Below are 23,315 nucleotides of genomic sequence, written 5' to 3' on the forward strand. Positions count from 1 at the left end.
TGGCCATTTCACTCGTCCCTTCATCTGCGTCCACTCGATTGATAGATGGAGCCTTGAATACCGATGGAGCCCCCGACCGACGCTCCTGTGCGACCACCTGGCTCATAGCCAATGTTGCCCTTCAAACTTGGATCGTTGTACTGTGAACCTCTACCAAAATCATATCCACGGCTGCCGTCGGCCTGCCCGCTGATGCCTGCCCCTGCGATGCCCAAGGTGCCACCCGCTGTGGCCGATATCCCAAGCGTCGCACCGCCTGGCCCAGGAGCGGCCTTTGTACCGCCCGGGCGTCCGGCGAGCGGATCGTACGCAACACCGCCGCCCAAGCCAACGCCCCATTTGCAGCTCAGGAAGCCTTGGCCTGTATTGGGATCTCGACCAAATGAAAGGCCGCCGCCGAGGCCGCGATAGAACTCGATGGACACCTCCCAAAGCCCGAGCGGATCGCTGAGGCTCAGCGGATTGGCATCCACATACCCGAACCGGTTCCACCCGCCGTCCAGTCCGATCGGGTCCGGCTGGCTATAGCGCCCCGTCCTCGCGTCATAGCTGCGGAAGTAGTTGTAGAACAGTCCCGACTCCTCGTCCGCATACTGTCCCGGATACCGCAGGTTGAACTTCACTTCCGAAATGCTGGTCGTGCCCGGATTCGGCGTCACGTCAAGATTGGCGAACCGGTTCTTCGCCAGCGTCGGCTTGTCTTCGCCGAACGCGCTGTAGCCCCATTGCCAGACCGCCTGGCCATCGGCGTTGCTGAGCCTTCTGGGCGTGTTCAGGTGATCACTGTGCACTGCATAGGTGGCGCCATTGATCACCGCCGCGACCGGCATCGGTCCGTTGGCCGTCGGCAGGTAGATGTAGCGCGCTTCACCGGTGCTGTGCGTGCCGCCGCTGCCGAGTTCGGCAATCAGGCTGCCCTGCTCGTCGTAGAGGTAGGCGTAGCCGAGCTGTTCGGCCGGCGTCGTGGCCGGACTCCACAGCTTGGTAAAAAAAGCCACGAGGCTGTTCCAGAAGCCCGGATCTGTTTCGTCGCCCTGGGTCGGCGGATACAGCGGCTCGGTCTTGAACACACGCTGGCCGAGCGCATTGTGCGCATAGCGCGTCGTCGGACTGATATCCGTCGCACCCGTGGTGGCGGTGGCCAACCGGCCTTCCGCGTCGTAGCCGTAGCTCCTGAGACCGTCACTCGTCAGATCGCCATTGGCGTTGTAGCCATAGGCGACGCTCGTGTTGCTCGCGCCGTTGATGGTCTGGCTGAAGCCGGCCAGGCGGTTCGAGCCGGGCTGCAGGGTATAGCCGCGGCTCGTGGTCTGACCCGCCAGGACGCGCGTGCTGGCCGTGCGGTTGCCATTGGCGTCGTAGCTGAAGCTCGCGCTGTCGCTGGCACCCGTTGCTGCAGCGGCGAAGCTGGTGATGCGGCCCGTCGTGCTGTAGCCCACATTCCAGGTCGTGTCGGTCGCGACGACGGTGCTGTTGCCGGGGTTGCTATCGGCGGGTCCCCACAGGTTCTGGGTGAGGCTGCCGATGCGCCCGGCGGCGTCGTAGACGTAGCTGCTGAACTCGGTCTGGGTCAGGCGCGCCGCGCTGTCGTAGCTGCGGCTGGCCGCAAGCGCCGGGCTGGTGCTGGTGAACGCCCAGTTCCACCCAGTGGGCTGGCCCAGCGCATTCCATGTGATGCCGGAGACCAACGGGGTACCGTTCCAGCTCAGGCCGGTGAGGCGGCCTGTGGTGTCGTAGGTGTGGCTCAACGTACCGCCGTTGGGGTAGCCGATGCTCGCCAGTGTGCCATTGGGGTTGTAGGCATAGCTGACCTGTTGGACGCTTCCGTTGACCAGGGTCTGCTTCTTGAGGGTGACGCGGCCCTGGCTGTCGCGGGTGTACTCGGTGATGCCGGCGCGGTCGACGATCTCGCTCAGGTAGCCCTTGCTGTTGGCGCTCAGGTCATAGCGCAGGGTCGTGGTCTTCCCGTCGGCGAAGACAAGGCCGGTCGGGCGCCCCAGCGCATCGCGGGTGATGCTGGTGGCCTGGCCGAGCGCGTCGGTGATCTGGCTGGGCAGGCCCAGCGCATCGAACTGGCCGCTGCGGGGGCCGCTGTCGGCGCTGGCCTCCGAGGTGGCATTCCCCAGGGCGTCGCGGCTGTAGCTGGTGGCGATTGCATTGAAATCGCTGGCCTGCGTGATGGCGTCCAGGGCGTTGTAGCCCAGGCCGGCACTGGCATTGGCTGCATCGGTGACGGTCTTGACGCGCGCCAGCGCATCCAGCGTCCAGCTCGTGGTCTGGTTCAACCCGTTCGTCTGGGCGATGCGGTCACCGCTGGCGTCGTAGCCGAAGCTCTGGTTCTGGTTGGCCCCTTGAGTCTCGGTGGCGACGCGGTTGAGCTTGTTGATGGTGCGTGCCGCAGTCCATGCGACCGAGCCGGAGGTGTTGAGCGTCTGCTCGGTCAGCCGGTTGCCGGCGGCGTCGAGCGTGTAGGTGCCGCTCTCGCCGCGGTTGTTGCTCCAGCCCGTCAAGCGCTGTGCAGCGTCGTAGGCGTAGCTGGTGACCAGTCCGCTGGGTAGCGACACCGTGGCGACCGTGCCGGTGGGGTGGTAGGTCAGCGTCGTGGTTTGGCCAGGGCTGCTGCCCACGGTGCGCGACAGCATCCGGTCGAATGCATCCCAGGTGAAAGTCGTGACCAGTCCGTTCGGATCGGTCTGGCTCGTGAGGCGGTTGGCGGTGTCGTAGGTGTAGGCCGTGACATGGCCCAGCGCATTGGTCGCACTCAACACGTTGCCGCGGGTGTCGTACGCATAAGTAGTGACAGCGCCGTTGGGCTCCGTGTACGTGTGCAGCAGGCCTTCGGTGTTGTAGGTCTGTTGACTCGTGCGCGCGGCGCCCGCCGTGCCACCGGTGTCGGTGATCGTCTTGGTGAGCAGTCGCCCGCTCGTGTTGTAGGCGTACGCGGTGTCCCGGCCCGTCTGGCTGACCAGTGTGGGCACCGGCAGTGTCGTGTCCCAGGTCGTGGCGACGGTCCTCTGCTCGGGCGCGCCGAGCGCTTCCGTGCGCGAGGCTTCCAGGCCCCGGGTGTTGTAGGTGAAGCTGGTGACGCTGCCGGTCGCGTTGGTCTGGCTCGCCAGCAGGCCCCTCGCGTCGTAGGTGAACGACGAGTTGCTGGCCGGGCACCCAGGTGCCGGCTCTCCCTGAATCTGCGAGATGCGCTTGACGCCGTTGACGACGGTGTAGTGGTACGTGGTGGCTCGTCCCACCGAATCAGTCACGGTCGTCGTGCCGTTGGCGTTGTAAGCGACCTGCGTGAGCCCGGCGTTGCCCGCGTGCGTGGTGCTCGTCGCACGGCCCAGCGAGTCATAGGCGTAGGTCGCGAAGCGCACACCGAGCTCGTCGGTGATGCCCGTCAGGAAGCGCGGGTTGGCAGTGTTCTCGTAGTGGTAGGTGCGGCTCGTCACGGCCGAGCCAGCGGTCTTCGTGACGGAGGTGAGCCGGTTGGCGGTGTCGTAGTTGTAGGCAACGCTGAAGTTGGGCGTGGTCAGCGTGCGCGGCTGGAAGTGCGCGTCCTCCGTGTAGCCGATGCTGTTGCCGAATCCGTCGGTCACGGTCACGGCACCGTTGGTGCCGTAGGACAGGCTGTGATACCAGCCGTCAGGATGCGTCTGTTTGGTCAGGCGTCCGGTCGTGTTGAACTCGTAGCGGATGTTGTCCGCATCGACATAGAGCCAGCCTGTGCCGGTCTGAGTGAGCGCGCCGAGCTCGTCCGCATCGGCGGTAATGGTGGAGCCGCTGCGCGCAAACGGAGACTCGCGGCCATTGGCATGCAGCAGTACCACCTCGGCAGTGCTGATCCTCAGGCGCATGGCGTAGGAATAGCGCCAGTAGCCGTCGGCGCTGTTGAAGATGCGCGAGAACTTCAGCGGATAGTGCGCAGAGGCGCTACGGTAGTCCTCTTCTTCCTGCACCTTGTTGCCCATCGCGAAGTTGATGGGGTTGCCGGTGCATGACTGCGGACCGTTGCGCTCGGTGCCATCGCCCTTGTTCTTGCGGGGGATGACGTCGGAGGTGTCGTAGTACACCGTCATGTAGTCCGATGCACTGCATCCGCCGACACTGCCCGAGACGGCCAGGTAGTTCGGACCCGGGCGCAGCGTGACGGGAACACCGCGTCCCTCGAGGAACGAGACGACCGCGGTGAACGAGCCCGAGTAGTTGAAGAACGGCGATCCATTGAGGGTGGCGGTCACCGTGCCGGCGTCGCCGGTGTTGGCATCGCCGCCGCCGGTGCCGTACACCGTGATGTTGGGCGAGGTGACCTTCGCGCCCTTGCTGGGCGATGTGAAGTTCAACGAGCAGGCGGCCTGGACCCCGGCAGAGATGCCCAGCAGCGTGAGTGCCGTGGCGCCTTGCAGGGCGAGTCGCTTCATCAGGCGATGGCTGAAGCAGCCATGCCCGGCGGTTGCGTCGGAATGCATGTGTGACCCTCGTTCGTTCTTTTGAATTTGGATGCATTGCGCTGTGCGGCAATGATGGGAACGAGCGTAACGACATGTTCAATGAAGCAATCCAATGGCCTTTTCTGGTTTCTGTGATTGCCCATCGAAAGGATTACTTTGACGGCGCGAGAGTCTCGGCGAGGACTTGGAGGTCGCAATCCGCGGGACGGTGGGTATCGCCTCGCGCGACTCCCGCACAGACTTCACCTGGGCTTCGATCACATCGAGCACACTGCATTCCGACAGCGGTTCGGCGGTGGTAGAGGCCAGGGAGAAGAATGCTTGGGGGAATCGCCTCGATGCCGGCCGCTGTCGCTTTTTCGGGTTCGAGACGGCCTTGAGCAACAGCGGTATCAGGTGACAAAACTACCTCGACGAACGCGTCGAGATCACATGGCCTTGATGATCACCGTATGCCCGCTGCGGCAAGCGCTCGCACTCTCGTGCATCAGGCCCATACCTCGACCTCAGGCATCGGTGGCCGGCGAGAGTTCGGCCAGGGTGTGCAGCAGCGTCTGCGCGCGCACGGGCTTGAACAGCACAGGCACGCCTGAGGCGCGCACACGTTGCAGGCGTTCAGGAGAGGTTTCGCCTGTGACGATCAGCAATTGAGCCGCGGGCGCAAAACGCTCGCGCAGCCGTTGTCCTACATCCAGGCCATTTTCTCCAGCCAGTCGATAGTCACACATGAGCAGGACGACAGGATCCCGTGCCCGGCGCCGTACGAGCGCAGCGCGAGCCTCGGCCTCGCTGGCCACCGCTTCCACCACGATGCCGTGCGCACCTAGCAGTTGCACTACACCGTTGCGTACTTCGGCTTCGTCATCAACCAGCAGCACCCCACCGTGCAGTACTGGCGCCGAACGCAATTCCGGTGGCGTTTCCAGCTTCGGCGGCTCGCTAGTCCCCGCAGGCTCGGCTCGTTGCAGTACCAATCGAAAAAAAGTACCGCGTCCTAGACGTGAATGCACGTGCACTGTGTGTCCTAGCAGCCTCGCCAACCGCTGCACGATCGAAAGTCCGATGCCCAGCCCGCGCGCACGGTCGCGCCCCGGATTGTCGATCTGATAGAACTCCTCGAAGATGTGTTGGAACTGCTGGGACGCAATGCCGATGCCCGTGTCGCGCACCTCCAGCCAGACCTGCTCACCACGTGGGCGCGCGATGATCGTGACGCCGCCTTGTTTGGTGTACTTCAGCGCGTTGTCCAGCAAGTTCGATAGCATTCGGTAAAGCAGACTGGGGTCGCTGTGTACCCACAGGCTGCTTGCGCGCACGCGCAGCTGTAGGGACTTTTGCTCCGCCTGGGGCAGGAATACCTGGTTGAGAGAAAGCAGCAGGGTGTCAAGTTGCACGGCGTGCGGCGATGCACTGACCGCGCCGGCATCCAGGCGTGATACATCGAGCATGGCGTCGAGCGAGGCACCCAAAGCGTCGACTGCGCGCATCAACCGCTCGGCGTTGCGGCCTTCCGGGTGATCGCGAAGCGTGCGTTCCATCGCAGCACCGAACAGAGCGATGGCATGCATCGGCTGGCGCAGGTCGTGGCTGGCGGTGGCAAGGAAGCGCGTCTTCTCGGCACTGGCCTGTTCAATGACGGCGATCCGCTGGTCGAGTGCCTCCGCATTGCCGCGGCTGAAAAAGAAGTACGAGATGGCCACTGTCGCGATGAGCGAGACGCAGATCAGCGAAGTGAACCGTATTGGGGATGATGACCACAGGTTCCAGATGGATTTCTCGCCGAGGTACACATCGCCGATTGCATATCCGCCGACAAAGCCCACACCGCTGCCTACAAGCACCAGCGCACAGACTCGCCAACGGTGCGTCCAGAACTTGCTGTCGCGTCGTGCAAGCAGCGACCAGACGCCACTGATAAACGCAAAGCTCGTCCACCCGATCGCCAGCGAATAGACGAGTTGCACCGTCCATGCACCTCGACCACTGAGCGCGAGAGCAGTCGCGATCAGGCAACAGAATGCCGTCACAGTCACTGTGTCGCGAACCGGGCGCAGAAGGTCAGAGCGAAGCGGGGAAGCATTCAATGAAATCATGACTTAAGTGATCCTTCGTTGAGATGCAGGGCTCCGGCGATGAGCCAGATGCTGGACGTTACGACGACTCCCAATCCCTTCTTCTCTCACGTCCGCCGCTTGGCGCCGCGCCTCCTCATTGCGATAGATCGGGCTTCTTCGAACTGACTGAGCGGTTCTTCGATGTCTGTAGCCTGCGAGAGACCCGTGGCATTGGGCGGCCCTACGGAATTTCACCCTTGACGGGGCATGGATAGCGTTGGCGCATGTGCAGACGAAATGCCTTGTCCATCGACATCGAGCGCTGCTCGGGCGACAGGCGCAGCAGAAAGGGAACCAGCGTATCGGTGGTCATCTTCACGCCACCGACCGGGCAGCTGTCGAGCGTCTTGCCCGCATTCTTGGCGCTCTCGTAGTCCACCCGATAGGACTCACCGATACGGGTCAAGCCGTGAAGGGCCGAGACATAGTCCGGGTCTTGCTCCGCACGCACGGGCCCGATCCTGCTCAGCACCTCCATGCCGCGCAGGAAGTCCGCGACCGTCAGGGTCGCGCTCTTGTCCGGCGCGATGGCCTGCGGCAGGTCCCGCGAAGCAGCAAGAACTGGTGTGGTTGCGAGCACAGCGCCAAGAAGCGCCGATCCGAGAAAGGGTCGAAGCAAGACCCGCCTCACGATTGCGATCCTCGCCAGAACCGCCACCGCCGCTGCGTTGCCGCACGCAGATCGAGCGGGCGCAGATCCAGGATGTCGTAGTTCGTGCTGGAACCACCGTAGCGCCGGCGCATCTCCCTTTCCAGCTCGTGCGCGATACCGCGCGCGTGGAGCTCACCTCGCAGCGCTCTCCTGCGCCATTGATTCGCCTGGGCCTCCAGTTCCTCGTCGGACAACGTCTCCTTCATGGTCATGCGAGTGATTGTGCCGTGTTCAGTGCGTCGTTTTTCGACAGCAGTGACGGCCGTCTCTCGATCGACTCTGGCAGCAATCCTTAGAGAATCCGCTCATGAGCATCAAACATCAATTTGCCGCGGCCATCTTCGCCGCAGCCGCCTTCGCGACCTCGACGGCGGCGAACGCGATCAATCCTGGAGACGAGGTCGTGGTGGGCGTCGGGACGTATGACGATAGCTGCGAATCGTGGATCGCCGCGAGAGTCGCGCCGCAAGGCCATGCGCGCAAGGCCGATCAATACCTGATCACCAGCTGGGTACAAGGCTACCTGTCAGGTGCGAACATGGAAAGCATGTTCATTGACCTGAAGAAGGCGACAGCGTTGCCATCGGTGGCCGGGATTTCAGCCTGGCTGGACAAGACGTGCCAGAGCGAACCTCATATCCCGATCGTCTTGCTCATGGACAAATTGCTGAAGGATGTTCGGAGCGCTGCTGTACGGTGACTTGTGCCGCTGGAGCCTTATGGCGCACCGCTCGAAGCTCGGCCTGTCCGCAGCAAGCTATGGACAGCTGCTGGGTGTCTCCGGGCAGACGATCTACCACTGGGAAGAACAAGGCAAGGCTCGCCCGCGATCGGCGCAACTCGAACGCCTTGCAGCGGTGCGAGGTCTTGGTGCGCGTGAGATTGCGGAGCGCCTCGCTGCATAGAGCTGCTTTTCCGCATTTTCTGGCCATCGCTTTGGGGAGGTGGTTCCGACTCAACCGCGAGTGTTCGGGGATCTATGCGCTGAACTCGACGTATGTGTGATCCTCACCAGCCAGTTCCTCATCGAGGATGGGGTGAATGATCTCCCAGTCACCGCCGGCCAGGCCAGCTCCGATCTTCGGGTAGCCGATCCGCTTCCCAGAAAAACGGGACTTCACCGCACGCATGACCTTGCGGATCGCGTCGTAGTCGGCTTTGACGCCGGTCCCCCGCCAGTGGAACTGGGTGTATGCATTGACGACGTGGAAAGACCCCGGTCCACGGATGATCTCCGCTTCGGAAAACGTGTTGTTTACCGTCGAAAATTGACCCTCTAACTGCAGTAAGGGGGTGCGGACGAAAACTTGGACTACCAGGAGGTAGTTCGTGTATTCCTACGAAGATCGGATTCGAGCCGTTGGGCTCTACATCAAGCTTGGCAAACGCGTCAGACCCACCATCCGCCAGCTGGGTTATCCAACAAAGAATTCTCTGAAAGGCTGGTACAGCGAATACCAGCAGAAGCTCGACTTGCCAGCGGGCTATGCGGGCCGGAGACCCAAGTTCTCGCAGGAGCAAAAAGCGGCAGCTATCGAGCACTACCTCACTCACGACCGCTGCATTGCGGCCACCATGAGGGCATTGGGCTACCCAGGCCGGGGAACGCTGACTGCCTGGATTCGCGAGGCCCTTCCTGAGGCCAGAAGGGCTGTCGTCGGCAGTACGGGCCGACGAAGGTATTCCGGGGAGCTGATGCAAGCGGGAGTCATGGAGCTTTGCACGCGTGAGGCAAGTGCGCAAGCTGTAGCCGACAAGTTCGGCGTGTGCCGGCCAACGCTGTACAACTGGAAGAACCAACTTCTGGGACGTGAGGCACCCGCATCCATGAAACGCACCAATCCATCTTCGCCTTCGCAAGAGCGCGATGAGCTCGAGCGCCAGGTCGAGGCGCTGCGCCGCGAAGTCAGGCAACTTCGCCTTGAGCAGGACCTCTTGAACAAGGCCAATGAACTGTTAAAAAAAGGCCTGGGCGTCGACCTGCAGCTCCTGTCCAACCGGGAGAAGACACTGCTGATTGACGCCCTCAGGGAGCACTATGGCCTGCCAGAGCTTCTTGCACAGTTGGATCTGGCGCGTAGTTCGTACTTCTACCATCGCGCCCGTGCAGCGTTGGGCGACAAGTATGTTCAGGTGCGGCAATCGATCACCGAGATCTTCGAATCGAACCACCGCTGCTATGGCTACCGCAGGCTGCAGGCTTCGCTCACCAGACAGGACGTCGCGATCTCGGAGAAGGTCGTGCAGCGATTGATGAAGCAGGAAAGCCTGGTCGTTCCAAAGCCCAGGAAGCGCAAGTACGCGTCATACCTTGGCGAGATCAGTCCAGCACCTGAGAACGTCATCAACCGCGACTTCCAGGCCGCGGTCCCCAACGAGAAATGGCTCACGGACATCACGGAGTTCCAGATCCCGGCTGGCAAGGTGTACCTCTCGCCGATCATCGACTGCTTCGATGGAATGGTCGTCAGCTGGACCATCGGGACCAGCCCGGACGCTGAGTTGGTCAACACGATGCTGGACGCAGCCATCGAGACAGTGGCGAACACGGCCGATCGGCCCGTGGTCCACTCCGATCGGGGCGGCCACTACCGTTGGCCAGGTTGGCTATCAAGAATGAGCGACGCGAACTTCACCCGCTCGATGTCTCGCAAGGCATGCTCACCTGACAACGCCGCTTGCGAAGGTTTCTTCGGGCGGCTGAAGAACGAGCTGTTCTATCCTCGGGATTGGAAGAACGCCACCATTGAGCAATTCATCGCGGCGGTCGACTCCTACATCCGCCGGTACAACGAGAAGCGGATCAAGATCTCCCTTGGCTCTCTCAGCCCTATCGAATACCGGGTGAGCCTTGGACTTGCGGCATAAAAACAGTCCAAGTTTTTATCCGCACCCCCCTAGGGTCAGAGATCGGCGGAATCCAACAAGCACACGTTATTGCGCTCCCCACGCTGCCTGCTGAAGCACAACGCGGTAGCCATCGAGGTCTGCAAACGTGCGACCGCGGCGTTGCCAATACGGATTGAAGGACGAGACCTCGGTGAATCCGGCGGTGGCTTCGGATGAGCGCTGCCATTCTGTAGGGTCCGGCATATAGAAGACGGTGAGGTCCTCCACCGTGGGGGTCGGGATTACCGGGTGGTCGCTGCAATGCGTGAACGCGAAATGGTAGGGCAAGCCAGGGAATCCAACTATTGCCGCAGCAAATCCTTGGTGGTCTCAGCGCAGTTCAGCATCCACTGAACACCGAAACGATCGGTCAATTTGCCGTAGTAGTCGCCCCAAGTCTGAACGCCCAAGGGGGTTGTGATTGTCCCGTCAGCACCCAGAGCCTGGAAGAGCTTGTTCGTCGAATCTCGGTCGTCCATTGCGAGCAAATGCGCGGAGCCCCGCATTGGCTCGGCGTCTTCGTTGTCTGAAGCATAAAAGAGGAGATCTGGCCCCTCGAATTTGGCGTGCATGACCTTGCCGCGCATGGCCTCGTTCTTCACGGGCATGCCATCGACGCCGTAGCGCAGCACCTCGACGACACGGCCAAGGCCGCACTGCGTATAGAAAGCCAAAGCCTGATCACAGGTTGTGGTGAAAAACAGATAGTTCGAGAGTTGCATGACGGTGTACTCGGTCGTGAGTGAGGCAACGACACGGTCCGCCCCACCAGAGAGGACGCGTCGCTGCCCCGGATGCGTCAGGCCGCAACGGCCCCTTCACCAAGCTGCTCATTGGTAAATGCCATCCCGGCAATGCCCCAAGCTCCGTCTACCGCGTGCACTACGTTGACCCATATGTGTTCCTTCGGGTGCTGCGCGCCAGACAGCTCATGAATGATGCTCGTGGCCTCTTCGATGTAGCCGATCTGAACCTCCCGACTGGCGAAGGCGAAGGACGGAACCTTCCATTCAACGAAAGCCACGGAGGACTCCTTAGAGCCGGAATACGTGTGCTCCTTTGGCAAGACGCGGATCGAGCCAACGATGTTGGGCGTCATCGCCTTGTTCCCTTCCAGGCCGTGCCACTTGAGCATGGCATCGGACAGGCGGCTGAAGGCAACTTTTTCTTGGCCTGGGGGGAGAACGCCCTCGGTCAGGGTGAGCGTAAGTGGCATAGGGACTCCAAGTAGAAAGAACGGCGTCGACTCACACGCTGCAATCCGCAGGGCATTTCAAGTAACGACCGTTATTCGATAATACATAACGATCGTGTTTTGAACAACTACAATCGTCGACTTCACATGTCAAAGGAGCCTCCCGTGTCAAGGTCCGAACAGAAGGTGCAGACGCGACAACGCATCCTGGAGGGGGCGGGTCGCGGGTTTCGCAAGGCTGGATTTGGCGGGATCGGGGTGGACGGCCTGGCGAAGGAGGCAGGCCTGACATCGGGCGCGTTCTACGTTCATTTCGACTCGAAGGCTCATGCTTTCCGAGAGTCGGTCGCACAGGGCATGGCCGAATTGCGAGGCGGCGTGCTGTACTTCCAAGAAAAGTACGGACGCGCTTGGTGGCCGGAATTTGTGCGCTTCTACCTCAGCGCCAAGCGCACGTGTGACTTGTCGGAGAGTTGCACGCTGCAGACGATGCCGACGGAAGTGGCGCGTTCGGACGAAGCCTCTCGTACAACGTTTGAGAACGCTTTGCGTGATGTCGCGCAGGCAATCATTGATGGTCCCGCCTCACCAAGTGCACCGCGGAACATTGGAGCCGCTTGTGCCGCCCTCTCTTCGCTGGCGGGCGCCGTCACGCTCGCACGTGCCATTGGGAACGGCGCTTTCGCGGATCAGATCGCTGCAGGGACGGAACACGCATTGCTCGGCGCGCGAGGCGGATAGAGTCGCTCAAAGCCACCTGAGTGCGACCCGTAAGGTCTGCTTTCCGATCGAACTGGGCGGGGGCATCGAACCTCGCCTTATGGCCGACTGTAGCCGGTCACGCTTGCGTTGCGAAGGGCGCACGCCAGTCATCGTCGAGCGGGTAAAGCGGTCGCTCGAATACTTGGATGACGGATCCATTCAACCTCAGGATGGTTATCCTACTAGCGCAGCCAGAATTCGTATGCATCAGCTATGGCGTGTGCAAAGCTAGATGCTTTCAACTCTTTGAGTGCGCGATGGCCAAAAAGACAACTGAACTGAAAAATGCAGAGCAGCGTCGCTACATTGCTGCCAGTGGTGCAGCCAATGCAGTGGAACTCGAGCCCTTCTTGTCTGACCCTAATCAGGCTATACGCGCCACAGCGGCCATGAATCCGGATGCTGACGCAGATATCTTGGATCGTTTCGCGAATGACAAATTCTGGGGCGTACGAATGGAAGTGGTGCGCAATGCCAACGTCAGCCAGGCCACACTGCGCAGGCTGTTGGAGTCTGACACGCGCAAACGCGGAGTAGTGCACCACGCAGCGCGCGCGAAGCTGGAAGAGCGCGGTGTGAAATTTGGTGTTGATGGCATGCCGGAAAATGCGGCGTAGAAATTGACGCCGCATTTCCCGGGTTCCTCTTGTTGTAGATGCGTCGCGAACGTCTGGTTCCACGCGGATTTGGCCGCTCTGGCGAGCGTCTGGTTATGGCCGAGTCGAGCCTATGGAGCTCGTGCGTCAAGCTCATCCCACATTGGTGCGAGTCCCAAGCTTCGCAGATGGGTACCGAGGTCCACGAAGGGCTTCGTACCAATCTCGGACTCGACGAACCAAGTAGCCTCGCACTCCACGCAAACGAACAGTCCAGCGCCGCTGCGTCTAATTGCCATTGCGGCAATCTCGCCTTGTTCACATCTTGGGCAAAGCATAGGGGCAGTTGTGGGGGGAGGCAGGTAGGCCGTTCAATGTCCGCTATCGCGCGAAGTCTAAAGGACCTACGAGCGTCGGCTTCTGGCCGCATGCGGCGGGGAAGCCGTCGTACCGATCGTAACGCCATCGACCCCTTGCGGTCATCGACGCCTGAAGACCTATAGCTCCAAAGCTGACCTCCGAGCAGAACCGCCCCGCGTGCCACCGCTCCTCAGCAATCAGACCAGGCGGAAATCCTCATAGCCGAGCCAGTAAGTCATGACGCTCGGGCTGATGACATCCACTCCGTAAGAGGTTCGGATTCGACCCTCGACGCCCTCGAAGGTCAGTACCGCGGGGACGCTGGTGACTGACTCAAGGTGGCCGTCAAGCGCGATCCATCCCTCATACGTCTGTGCCAGCTTGCAGGCAAGTGCGCCCAAGAGAATGTGGCTGACTTTGGCGCCGGTGTAAGTGGTGAGGCGTAGCGCTCCCAAGGGCGACCAGCCCATGAGTGACACACGGCGCTCATCCTCTTCCAGATCCGGAAACTCGAAATCGAAGGGCTGACCGCCCATCGAGAACTGGTGTTCGTCGAGTTGGAGTGCCCAATGACCAATTAGGGCTACGCTGAAGTAGACCCCTTTTTCTGCATCGAGCGTGCTGCACGCTTTGCATTGCGCTGATCGGTGTTCAGGATGAGGGGGTTTCCGCCCTGCTTGCGCATTGCCGTGCCCCTTCGGCGGCCCTGGGGCGTTTTACGGGCGCATGCGCACCAGCAGCAGCCCTCGGCTCATGTAGATGTTGGCCAGCGCAAGGGCCGTGAATGCCCTCGTCGCGTTCTTGTGAAGTCCACGATACCGGACCTTGCTGAAGCCCCACAGCCTCTTGATGACACCGAACACGTGCTCGACCTGCGCGCGCACCTTGGACTTGTTGCGGTTGCGCAGCCGCTGGCCCTCATCGGGCACCCCGTCACCCTTGCGCACGCGCTCGTTGGTACAGTCCAGCGCCGCAGGCGCTTTGCCGGCGATCAACTCCTGCTGGCCCGCGTAGGCGCAATCTCCGTAGACCTTCAACTCTTCGCCGTGCAGCAGTTCGGGCAGTGGGTGCTTGTCGTGCACATTGGCCGCCGTGACCACTGCGCTGTGGGCCAGCCCCGTGCGGCTGTCTACGCCGATGTGCAGTTTCATGCCGAAGAACCAGTTCTTGCCCTTGGCCACCTGGTGCATCTCTGGATCTCGCTTCTTGTCGGCGTTCTTTGTGGAACTGGGCGCACTGATGATCGTGGCATCCACAATCGTGCCGGTGCCCACCTTCAGGCCATGGCCTTGCAGCACTTCTCCCACCTTGGCGAACAGCGCTTGCCCAAGATGGTGCTTCTCGAGCAGCCGGCGAAACTTCAGCAGCGTCGTCGCGTCCGGAACGCGCTCGCAGCCCAGGTCGATGCCCACGAAACTGCGCAGGCTGGCGCTGTCATACAGCGCCTCTTCGCACGCCTCATCGGCGAGGTTGAACCAGTGCTGCACGAACAACATGCGCAGCATCCGCTCCAGCCCGACCGGCGGGCGCCCACCTTCGCCCTTGGGGTAGTGCGGCCGCACCACCGCGCAAAGCTCCTGCCAGGGCAGGATCTTGTCCATCATGTTGAGGAACACGTCCCGCTTCGTCGGGCGGCGGAATTGCTCAAAGCCTCTGTCTGCAGCCATCGCCAAGGTCTGTTGCTTCATGCGCTGGTCAACGAATCAGCCGGGATGGCGGTGGACCTTTTTCAGCGTAGCCTTAGATCGGCGACCCGCGCTCGGTCGGGAGCGAGGAATGGCGAGGGCGTGAGCACAGTGACTGAATAGTAGGACATGAACGCAACTTAGGACGCGCGGGCAGCCGGCTGGCTGGCCGAAAGGGGACGCTCGCGAAAGACTGTATCTGGCCGACTGTAGCCGGTCGCGCCGCTGTCGTGCACAGGCCTTATGCGGAAGTAGCTTGCAGCCGTTAAAATCTCTGCTTCTTCCCACCCGTCCGGTCCAGCTTGAGAGGTTGTCGGTTTCTCCGACGTGCTCCACCTTTCTGCTGCAGCTCAGGGCTTCTTGCTCGCCTTTGGTCTTTTTATCTGCCCGGGTCCTAAAGACGTTCTCGTGTTCCGTGAGGCACTGTTAGGCCGCTCTCGGCTGGTGCTCGTTGCCATCAGCAGCGGTAGCGACCTGGTCCTTATTGTCTTGGGCGTGCTCGGCGTCTCTGCGGCACTCGAAACCTTCCCCCCGCTTCAGGCACTCCTGCAGGCCGCTGGAGTCGTCTTGCTGATCGGTCATGCCATGCACGCCGCACGTGCCGCGGCTACGGGTTCAGCCGCAATTCCAGTTGCCGCAGCAAAGGACGGCGAGGGTAGTTGGGTACGCCAGCTACTGGTCATGTCTTTGGGCAATCCTGCCTCATGGCTGGACACCGTGGTCATTCTTGGGTCGGTTGGGGCTGCGCTCCCTGCGCCGGAAAGTGTGACGTTCGCTGTCGGTGCCGTAAGCGCGTCCGTAATTTGGTTCACCGCGTGGGTCGCATTCGCCAGAGGTGCCAGTCATTGGCTGAAATCGCCTAAGAGCTGGCGCTTTGTGGATGTCGTGACTGCGGCTGCGATGTTGGGCATGGCGCTCTGGCTGGGCGTGGATCTGCTCGCTCGCCTTTGACGCTTACGCTGGCTGCTCTGCCGTCATTGCGAGCGTTCGCTTCTGGCCGAATCCGGCTGGTCGGCAGTAGTCAATGCGCAGCGTCGGAACGGTTACGCGGCGCGCTGCAGGCAGCACAGTAGTTCGCCGCGGGCGTCCGAAGCGGTTTCCCGCATTCAGAGCAAGGTGGCCCGTAAAGGCTCAGGCGATGGTGGTAAAGAGCAAGAGGATTGGTTTCTTTGAAGCCAGTGATGCGCTCATACGTCGCTAGCGCCTGCTCTCCAACGTCCGCCTGTGCCTGACGTAAGTCAGATCCTGTTTTCTCACGATAGTCCCGTATCTGTGCCATGAAACTCGTAGGGAAGACCAGTTGATATTCCTCCTCAGTGAGAATCGGAAGGTCGATTTTGCATCGCCAGCAATACATATAGATGGCCACTCTTCCTCGATCCTTTCTATGAGGCACATGCCTTCCGGAAGCAAAAGCAGCGCGCCCGGCTGAACGAACGGTTCTGGCCGGAAGCGCTCTAGACGTCGAGTACTCGCTGCCTACGAATCTGACGTTTCTGCTCGGCACCGAGCGGCTTGTAAGCGCTGGAAAGACGGCGTCGGAGCGACTTCAACGCGGCGGCTTTTGCGCGCCTCACGTTCGGGTCGGTCACCGTCTGCGCCTCCGCCCACTCCAGCGCTCCTTCGATTGGAGCCCCTCTCAAGGCACATAGGCAAAGTGTCTGCTGATGCGATGTGGTGGCACTGGCGAACGTCTCGATCACCAGGTCTCTCAACTTCTCCTGCCGATCTTGCGGCAGCACCAGACCGTCGTCGAAACTCGTCAACGTATTCAGCGCGCCGAGCGCTCGCCAGAACGGATCGTCTGGTGCGTCCGAAATGGCGGTTGTCGACATGCAGTAGTCCAACAGAGCCGTGACGCAAGACGCGGTGCGAACTTCCTCAAGAACCGCAATGGCAAACGTCGCGAGCGTCCGATCGGTCAGCAAGTGCTGCAGCGAAGCAACGCCGCCGCGGCCGTAGGCGACGCAGGCCACAGCCCAGCGCGCGAGCGGTACCACCCTCGAGCCGTCCTCAAGCAGACCGTCTTCGTGCCATCCGTGCTGCTTGGACAGCCGCTCAATCTCATCGGCGCCGTCAGCGCCATACGTCAGGGAAAACCGAATCAAATCTTCCGGATGAACCGAGTCACCATAGGACAGCGGTCCGGAGCCCTTGGCGGCCTTGCTAGCAAGATCATTGAATTTCATCGGAATTCGGTACGCATGCTTTTGTAGCCGTCGTGTCGTTTGCCAGCTTGCCATGATCGGAGACTAGGCTAGGTCACCGTGATGAGAGTCCGGTTTTCGCCGACTGTAGTCGAAGTGAGGTCGACGCCACCGGGCCCATACCGGCTATACGTGTTGCTCCGTAGCGGTCATTCTTGGGGCGGCTGTTCTGCTGGCGCTCTCATCAGCGACCTGCATCGATGATGTGGCCGCCATCAGGGGAGAGGCTGTACCCGGTCAAGAATTTCGCATCCGTGCTCGCAAGAAACAAGACGACGGGTGCGATGTCCTGCTCGGGTGAGCCATACCGACCAAGCGCATTTGCCGGTGGAGGCGCATTGGCCGCCGCAGCGCCCCACGTATCGGCAACGGGCATGACGTTGTTGACCGTAATATTGTCCTTGCCCCATTCGTGTGCTGCGGTCCGTGTCAGCGCGCGTACAGCCTCCTTGGCCATGTTGTACGGGCCGTAGGGCGTGAGCCCGGTCACACCGGCCAAGGACGCGAAGTTGATAACTCGCCCCTCACCGCACGCCTTCAAATATGGATAGCAGGTTTGCATCGTCCGGAGGTAGGCGATCGGACTCATGTCGAAGTTGCGCTGCAACTGCTCGGCAGAGAGTTCGAGGATCGAAGCTTGAACTACCGATGGGTCGAACGCGACGTTTACCAGGATGTCGACGCCACCGTAGGCTGCTACCACCTTCTCCACTGCCATCGAGATCTGCTCAATCTTGCTCACATCGCAGCGCACGCCTAGGGCTGTGCCGCCCGCGATCTCGATGTCGCCCACGACAGCATCGATGTTGGCCTGCGTGAGTGAGACAACAGCTACCTTTGCGCCTTCTGCTGCGAAGAGCTTGGCCGTGGCGCGGCCGATCCCGCGGCCCGCCCCGAAGACTATTGCCACTTTTCCATTGAGTCGTGTCATGTCTGTTTCCTTTTAGATGAGGGATGCCTGGAAGACCGTGACGAACGGTGCGTAGGGTGATGGAAGTTGGCGAACGGCGTTTTGCGTCACGAATGAGGCGATCAGAAGGACGAGGCCCACGGCCGCCGGGACCGCGTCTGTGGGCTTACGGACACCAAGGTGAGCCATGCCAGCCAGGATCAGGTGATAGAAGATGCCGGCGTAGGCCAGATCACTGAGCGCTACGTTGAAGCGCCACAAAATCGCAAGAGGTCCGAGCACCTTGACCACGACCATGAGGGGCACCAGGTAGAGCGCTGAATAGCCAAGCTCTGCCTGCGCGTTGCGAACGAAGTCGCCCTTGGCGATGTACATGGTGGCGGACGCGAAATAAAGCAGAGCGAGTAGCGCGGTGCTGAGCCAGTAGATGTATGTAGCGGCCATGATTTCCTGATCAGTTTCTTGAGTTCGAAATGCAGCAAGGATGTCGACTAAGATAAAAACTGACAAGTAGGATGAAAAAATGGCGCTTAGTATGGTTAAGCAGACTAATGAAGACTCAGGTCTCAACATGCACGAGGAAATGCGTCGCGCCTTTGCCCTGCTATCGGGCAAATGGAAGCTGGAAATCATGTGGCTGCTCAATCAGCGCGTGTACCGCTTCGGAGAACTGCGCAAGGCCATTCCTGGCATCACCCAGCACATGCTGACGGCTCAGCTTCGCGAACTGGAGGCAGATGGCCTGGTGTCGCGCACGGTGTTCGCGGAAGTCCCACCGCGGGTCGAATACGAAATCACCGAGAAGGCGCGAGGGCTCGGACCGACGATGGCGGCACTCACCGCGTGGTGGACCGAATACGGGCGAAGCGTGCCCGTCAAGAATGCTACGCGTGGCCGCGCTGCTAAGGCGACAAAGTCGAAGTCAGGGTGATGCTATGCCCGCGCCACGCGGGGGCTTCGATGCTCGGCTCGCCTGAATTCCGACTCATGTTCGAAGGTCCGGTCTTGGCCGAGTGGAGTCTACGACTCCCGATGCCAATGAATGAACACAGCGTTGGCACGTGAGCTCAGCAGCAACACATGTCCAAAACAACGTCCGCACCCATTTATGGCGTGAAAGCATTCGTCTACCGGAGAGCAAGATCGCGTCCAATGGATTCGGGAATCCCCTGCAGATGAGCTGGGTCTGCCGCCCTGGCCGAGAGCTCCCTCGGGCTTCTCATTCATCGCCGGACCGATCGCCGATCTTCACCGGATCTCGATCGAAGCCACTCCGCTTCTCTACCAACGCACGCCATAACCATGCCCCTGGGTCTTAGCGGCTCGCATGACTGGAACAGACACACAGAGTCCGTTTTGCGAGGACTCCCCGGGGGCTGAATTCCCAATGTTGGAGGTAATCCATGTTCTTGAATGGCTTCGCGAAACGCATGATCACTGTGATCGTGCCTGTCTCCGCGCTGATGGCCGCATCGTTAGCGACTGCGGGGGTAAGCTGGTCTTTCGGCATCAGCGTACCCGCGCCTGCCGTCCTCGCACCAGCGCCGATCTACTACGAGCCCGCGCCGGCCTATGTCGTGCCTGCGCCTTGGTACGACCCTCCGCCGGTTCTCCTGCGTCCCGTGCCTCCGGTCTACTACCGACCGATAGCACCAGCCTCACAAGCGCCGGTCACCTCGCTGCGCGTCGAGCACAACAGCTATCACAGCAACCATTACCACTACCACGATTACGACGGGTATGACGACGACTGATGCCGTCGCGCCCTGAGATCTCGGAGCGCAACGGGCTTGCCTGTACGAGATCAGGGACCCGAGGCCAAGGTGCAGCGTTTACCGTCCCTGTCGGCCTTTCCTATGGACAGAACAAAGATCTTGGCAACCATCGTTGAAATGGGGCGCGAGGGTTTGGGGTACGCGCCAGCGGATGCGCTTGACGTCGTCGCCGAGTTGATCGCGAGGGAAGACCCGCAAGGCAGCTCCTACGATATCAACGTCGAGAGACTTCTGCGTGTGGGAACCACGATCTGGAGCCTGAGGCACGGGGTCTTCCTGCCCGGCAGCGGCCCGGGTGGGTCGCGCTAAAGCGTTGGCCTGACCGATGCGGCGCGACGAAGCGGCCTACATTCCCGCGACGCCCTGGGCCAGCGCGAAATCAAGCAGCACACGATCCGAGGGCTCCTCGGGCCAGGTGACCTGTGCCAGCCAGCGATGGAAGGTCGTCGCCGCGATGCGGCTGGCCGGCCCGTCGCGGCGCCAGGCCCGCGCAATGGGTGCGGCGATCTGTGCGAGCCGTTCGGCTTCGAAGCGCGACCGCATCTCGGCCTGCATGGTCTCGGGCATCTCCAGATAGAGCGCCTTGGCCTTTTGCATGCGGTCGTTCTCCCACAACTCACGGATGCGGTGCATGCGGTCCTCGCCGCTGGGCGCAGCGGCCCGTCCCTGGGTCAGCGTAAGCGCGGATGCCGGTTCGGAGACTTCGATGGCCCCCTTCACGCCTGCATATCCCTTCTTCAGCGCGTCCTTGAAATACGCCGCCGGCGATTTGAGTTCCGGTAGCGCCTGGCTGCGAAGACGTTGCTCCACGTGCTCGAGGGTGCCGCGCAACTGCCCTTCGTCCGTGGTCGCGTACAGATCCTGGGCTTCGTCCTGCTTCAGGCCGAGCGCGATGAGCTTGCCGACAAGTTCGAGGTCGAACACGTTGCGGCTGGGATCGTCTGCGGCGCCCAGGCGCTGCTGCAGCTTGGGCAGGACGCGGAACTGGATCTCCTCGACGCGCCGCCCCTGCTTGTGTTCGATGAGCTCGAGGCTGAAGTCCTCACACAGGGCATCGATCTCGGCCAGTGCCTTGCTGATGACATCGCGCTTGAGAAAGCGATAGTCGACTTCGGTGATGTCACTGCGCCCCGTGAGCACGGCCGCCCACCAGAGCACGTCCTCGCGCATGGACAGCCGGCTTGGCGAACTCAGGTAGCGTGCGCCGATTTCGTAGAGGACGGCGGCCGGATAGCTGCGCATCTGGCCGCTGATCTCCAGCAGCACGCGGGTGTACTGGTGCGGCTTGACCAGCCGTTCGCGGATCTCCTCGGGGTAACGCCAGGTGATGGTGCAAGGTCGGCCCCTGCCCTGTTCTTCAATGGTGACGGTTCCCAGCAATTGGGAAGACACCCAGCGCTTCAGACCGGTGCCACTGGTCGACCATTCGATGGTGGTTGCCTGCATGTCGCGCAGGTGCGACTTCAGCAGTTCGGTGTTGTTGGAGTTGAAACGGGCATCGCCAATCAGTTCACTGAGGGCGAGCTTGTAGACAGGTTCGTCAACACCTTGGCGCTGAGAGTGATAGAGCAGCGCGTTGTAGATGCGTCGCGACAGCAGCGTGAGGCGGCCCCGCTTGGGTCGGATCGCGATGGCCTCGTTGGCCTTGGCAACGCTTTGTTCATCAGGGGCCGGCGGCGGTTTGGGCGGCTGTCGCGGAACTTCGCCGTCTTCCATGGAGCCTCTTTCAGATATCTGCGGTTTCACATCATGCCGTTGTTTTGTGAATCGGTCAATTTACAAATGCACGCTGGGCCTCTTGAGACTTTGAAAAGAAACACTTGAAGGGATTGAAGATTTGACGAAGCGATTTTCCGAACGCTGACAAGGACTTGCATGCATTGATGTGAGCACGATTGGGATTTCGTGTGAGAGGTTTTGGGATTGAATGTGAGATCGGATGGGGTTTGAAGGCGCATGACGTGTGGACCGTTGGGATTTGACGTGAGTGGATTGGGGGGGCGCCAAGCGATGTGGGCCGTAAAGGGTCCGTGGACGCATGGGTCCGCCCCAGGAACGCGGCTGAAGCCCGCTCAAAGAGGGGTGGTTGGCCGATCGACGGTGATTTCGTTCACCTCGGACGCCGGCATCCGAGGGAGAATCCCAAAGAACCTCACCTTGGTCCCCAAGCCCTCTCACAATTGACAGGGTTGATTGCCTGGGTTCTTTGCGGATCTTGTTCATTCGACGGAATCCCATAGAATGGCTGAATTCTGTCGAATAAGGCTGTTCTTCATGGCATTGCCCGCCCCTGCCGGTGCTGGAAACCAGGTTTCCACGTCCGCTCCCTCTTCTTCCTTGCCCCCCTCCCCTGCTCGCGCACGCATCGACATGCCGCGCATCGCGGCGTTGGCCGTACGTGCCGGCTCGATGGTCGAGCAAATTCGTGGCCGCCTGCTGGCGCCCGAAGCGCGCAAGGTCGCGCCGATCTATTCCACCGCTCAGCTGGCGGCCTTGTGCGGCGTCGACAAGGCGCATGTGGCTTACCGCATCACCAAGGAAGATCTGCCCAGTGGCCGGCTGACGCCGGCTGGCGGCAAGCGCAACTTCGAACTCAGCGAGCTGCGCAGCTGGACCCGGACCTACCGCGCCGACAAGATGCGCCCGGCTGGAAAAAAGGCATTCACGATCGCGGTGGGCAACTTCAAGGGCGGCGTCGCCAAAACGACGACCGCCATGGTTCTGGCGCAGGGACTGAGCCTGCGCGGCCACCGGGTGCTGGCCATCGACACTGATCCGCAGGGGTCGCTCACGACCCTGCACGGTCTGCTGCCCGAAGCGGAGATCAGCGAGGACATGACGATCGCACCACTGTGCGATGGCAGTCAGTCCGACATCCGCTACGCGATCCGCTCGACCTACTGGGATGGGCTCGACCTGGTGGCTGCGGCCCCTTTCCTTTTCTCGGCCGAGTTCGCGCTGCCGGCGCGGCAGATGCAGGAGCCGGGCGCGCGTTTCTGGGATGTGCTCAACGCCGGCCTGGAAAGCGTGCGTGATCTCTATGACGTGATCGTCATCGACACGCCCCCTTCGCTGTCCTACGTGACCATCAACGCGCTGTGGGCGGCCAACGGGATCGTGGTCCCGGTGCCCCCCTCGGGCCTGGACTTCGCTTCGTCCGCGCAGTTCTGGTCGCTGCTCGCAGACCTGGGCGCCAACCTCGATGCGCAGGGCGGCGATATGGCCGGCAAGGCCTTCGACTTCCTCCACGTGCTGCTCAGCCGGGTGGACCCGAGCGACCCGGCCACGCCGGCCGTGCGCCAGTGGATCCAGGCCACGTATGGGGAATACACGCTGCCGGTGGAAATCCCGAAGACCAGCGTGACGAGCAACAAGGCGGCCGAGTTCGCAACCGTCTATGACGTGCAGAAGTACGAAGGCGCTGCCAAGACCTACAAGCGCGCTTCGGATGCCTATGACGCCTTCGTCGACCTGGTCGAGCAGTCCGTGGTGAGCAGCTGGTCGGACAAGGCACAGGTGCAATGAGGAAGACATCACTTCTTTCGAAGGGCATGCAAACGCTGGGTGGAAACCAGGTTTCCACGGGTCGGCCGGCACCATGTCGCTTGCCTCACGGGCCGGGCGAACTGGCTGGCGGTTTCGTGCGGGGGACTGAATGCTCCCGCGCGCGGTGGCGCTCGTGCCTTTGGTCCTCGGCCGTCGGTCCTGCCTGGAAACCTGGTTTCCAG

23 protein-coding genes are annotated in these 23,315 nt (G+C 61.5%); 10 read left to right on the forward strand and 13 right to left on the reverse strand.

The annotated features are described in order from the left end of the window. Positions 1–20: 20 nt before the first annotated feature. The 4 genes from ABL844_RS34165 to ABL844_RS34180 form a co-directional block, all read right to left on the reverse strand. Positions 21–4,460, reverse strand: coding sequence for an RHS repeat-associated core domain-containing protein (locus ABL844_RS34165; RefSeq protein WP_418132112.1), 4,440 nt, complete (start codon positions 4,458–4,460; stop codon positions 21–23). Between the two features lie 488 nt (positions 4,461–4,948). After that, a complete protein-coding gene (locus tag ABL844_RS34170; protein ID WP_418132113.1) occupies positions 4,949–6,535 on the reverse strand; it encodes an ATP-binding protein in 1,587 nt (528 codons plus the stop codon). A gap of 202 nt (positions 6,536–6,737) precedes the next feature. Continuing rightward, positions 6,738–7,136, reverse strand: coding sequence for a hypothetical protein (locus ABL844_RS34175; RefSeq protein ID WP_418132114.1), 399 nt, complete (start codon positions 7,134–7,136; stop codon positions 6,738–6,740). A 47-nt stretch (positions 7,137–7,183) separates the two neighbouring features. After that, positions 7,184–7,420, reverse strand: a complete 237-nt coding sequence (locus ABL844_RS34180) for a hypothetical protein (protein WP_418132115.1) — start codon at positions 7,418–7,420, stop codon at positions 7,184–7,186. Positions 7,421–7,515: 95 nt separating this feature from the next. Here ABL844_RS34180 and ABL844_RS34185 point away from each other — a divergent pair, with 95 nt between their 5' ends. The 3 genes from ABL844_RS34185 to ABL844_RS34195 all read left to right on the forward strand — a co-directional run bounded on the left by ABL844_RS34185 (position 7,516) and on the right by ABL844_RS34195 (position 10,076). Continuing rightward, positions 7,516–7,908, forward strand: coding sequence for a hypothetical protein (locus ABL844_RS34185; protein WP_418132117.1), 393 nt, complete (start codon positions 7,516–7,518; stop codon positions 7,906–7,908). Positions 7,909–7,927: 19 nt separating this feature from the next. Beyond that, positions 7,928–8,113 carry a helix-turn-helix domain-containing protein gene (locus ABL844_RS34190; RefSeq protein ID WP_418132308.1) on the forward strand — a complete coding sequence of 62 codons (186 nt, stop codon included), beginning with the start codon at positions 7,928–7,930 and terminating at the stop codon, positions 8,111–8,113. 424 nt (positions 8,114–8,537) lie between these two features. Next, positions 8,538–10,076, forward strand: coding sequence for an IS3 family transposase (locus ABL844_RS34195; RefSeq protein WP_418132118.1), 1,539 nt, complete (start codon positions 8,538–8,540; stop codon positions 10,074–10,076). Between the two features lie 66 nt (positions 10,077–10,142). Here the strand turns inward: ABL844_RS34195 and ABL844_RS34200 are convergent, their stop codons facing one another. The 3 genes from ABL844_RS34200 to ABL844_RS34210 form a co-directional block, all read right to left on the reverse strand. Then, positions 10,143–10,301 (reverse strand): hypothetical protein, encoded by a 159-nt coding sequence (locus ABL844_RS34200; protein ID WP_418132309.1) that lies wholly within the window; start codon positions 10,299–10,301, stop codon positions 10,143–10,145. 98 nt (positions 10,302–10,399) lie between these two features. Then, positions 10,400–10,819 carry a VOC family protein gene (locus ABL844_RS34205; RefSeq protein WP_418132119.1) on the reverse strand — a complete coding sequence of 140 codons (420 nt, stop codon included), beginning with the start codon at positions 10,817–10,819 and terminating at the stop codon, positions 10,400–10,402. Between the two features lie 77 nt (positions 10,820–10,896). Beyond that, positions 10,897–11,313, reverse strand: a complete 417-nt coding sequence (locus ABL844_RS34210; protein WP_418132120.1) for a 4-oxalocrotonate tautomerase — start codon at positions 11,311–11,313, stop codon at positions 10,897–10,899. A 126-nt stretch (positions 11,314–11,439) separates the two neighbouring features. Between ABL844_RS34210 and ABL844_RS34215 the strand changes: the two genes are divergently transcribed. Beyond that, positions 11,440–12,033: a TetR/AcrR family transcriptional regulator gene (locus tag ABL844_RS34215; RefSeq protein WP_418132310.1), complete on the forward strand. Its 594-nt coding sequence runs from the start codon at positions 11,440–11,442 to the stop codon at positions 12,031–12,033. A gap of 278 nt (positions 12,034–12,311) precedes the next feature. Beyond that, complete coding sequence (locus ABL844_RS34220) at positions 12,312–12,671, forward strand: hypothetical protein (RefSeq protein WP_418132121.1); 360 nt, start codon at positions 12,312–12,314, stop codon at positions 12,669–12,671. Positions 12,672–13,207: 536 nt separating this feature from the next. Here ABL844_RS34220 and ABL844_RS34225 read toward each other — a convergent pair. Next, positions 13,208–13,546, reverse strand: a complete 339-nt coding sequence (locus ABL844_RS34225) for a DUF6368 family protein (RefSeq protein ID WP_418132122.1) — start codon at positions 13,544–13,546, stop codon at positions 13,208–13,210. Between the two features lie 180 nt (positions 13,547–13,726). After that, entirely contained in the window at positions 13,727–14,698 is a 972-nt protein-coding gene (locus ABL844_RS34230) for an IS5 family transposase (protein WP_418132123.1), read from the reverse strand. 324 nt (positions 14,699–15,022) lie between these two features. On the opposite strand from ABL844_RS34230, the gene ABL844_RS34235 reads away from it, so the two are divergent. Beyond that, positions 15,023–15,646, forward strand: a complete 624-nt coding sequence (locus tag ABL844_RS34235; RefSeq protein WP_418132124.1) for a LysE/ArgO family amino acid transporter — start codon at positions 15,023–15,025, stop codon at positions 15,644–15,646. 506 nt (positions 15,647–16,152) lie between these two features. Here the strand turns inward: ABL844_RS34235 and ABL844_RS34240 are convergent. The 3 genes from ABL844_RS34240 to ABL844_RS34250 all read right to left on the reverse strand — a co-directional run bounded on the left by ABL844_RS34240 (position 16,153) and on the right by ABL844_RS34250 (position 18,256). Next, positions 16,153–16,884 (reverse strand): hypothetical protein, encoded by a 732-nt coding sequence (locus ABL844_RS34240; protein ID WP_418132125.1) that lies wholly within the window; start codon positions 16,882–16,884, stop codon positions 16,153–16,155. A 202-nt stretch (positions 16,885–17,086) separates the two neighbouring features. Beyond that, complete coding sequence (locus ABL844_RS34245; RefSeq protein WP_418132126.1) at positions 17,087–17,833, reverse strand: SDR family NAD(P)-dependent oxidoreductase; 747 nt, start codon at positions 17,831–17,833, stop codon at positions 17,087–17,089. Positions 17,834–17,845: 12 nt separating this feature from the next. Next, complete coding sequence (locus ABL844_RS34250; protein ID WP_418132127.1) at positions 17,846–18,256, reverse strand: DoxX family protein; 411 nt, start codon at positions 18,254–18,256, stop codon at positions 17,846–17,848. 91 nt (positions 18,257–18,347) lie between these two features. Here ABL844_RS34250 and ABL844_RS34255 point away from each other — a divergent pair, with 91 nt between their 5' ends. The 3 genes from ABL844_RS34255 to ABL844_RS34265 all read left to right on the forward strand — a co-directional run bounded on the left by ABL844_RS34255 (position 18,348) and on the right by ABL844_RS34265 (position 19,896). Continuing rightward, entirely contained in the window at positions 18,348–18,743 is a 396-nt protein-coding gene (locus tag ABL844_RS34255) for a winged helix-turn-helix transcriptional regulator (protein WP_418117430.1), read from the forward strand. Between the two features lie 472 nt (positions 18,744–19,215). After that, the gene (locus ABL844_RS34260; RefSeq protein WP_184642657.1) at positions 19,216–19,566 is read left to right on the forward strand and encodes a hypothetical protein; all 351 of its coding nucleotides are present in this window, start codon (positions 19,216–19,218) and stop codon (positions 19,564–19,566) included. 120 nt (positions 19,567–19,686) lie between these two features. After that, positions 19,687–19,896 carry a hypothetical protein gene (locus ABL844_RS34265; protein WP_418132128.1) on the forward strand — a complete coding sequence of 70 codons (210 nt, stop codon included), beginning with the start codon at positions 19,687–19,689 and terminating at the stop codon, positions 19,894–19,896. Positions 19,897–19,932: 36 nt separating this feature from the next. Here the strand turns inward: ABL844_RS34265 and ABL844_RS34270 are convergent, their stop codons facing one another. Beyond that, positions 19,933–21,303, reverse strand: a complete 1,371-nt coding sequence (locus ABL844_RS34270; RefSeq protein ID WP_184642655.1) for a replication initiation protein — start codon at positions 21,301–21,303, stop codon at positions 19,933–19,935. Between the two features lie 654 nt (positions 21,304–21,957). On the opposite strand from ABL844_RS34270, the gene ABL844_RS34275 reads away from it, so the two are divergent. Then, positions 21,958–23,112 carry an AAA family ATPase gene (locus ABL844_RS34275; RefSeq protein WP_260319657.1) on the forward strand — a complete coding sequence of 385 codons (1,155 nt, stop codon included), beginning with the start codon at positions 21,958–21,960 and terminating at the stop codon, positions 23,110–23,112. Positions 23,113–23,315: the final 203 nt, after the last annotated feature.

It is taken from the genome of Variovorax sp. 278MFTsu5.1 (assembly GCF_048305045.1).
GTDB classification, from domain to species: domain Bacteria; phylum Pseudomonadota; class Gammaproteobacteria; order Burkholderiales; family Burkholderiaceae_C; genus Variovorax; species Variovorax guangxiensis.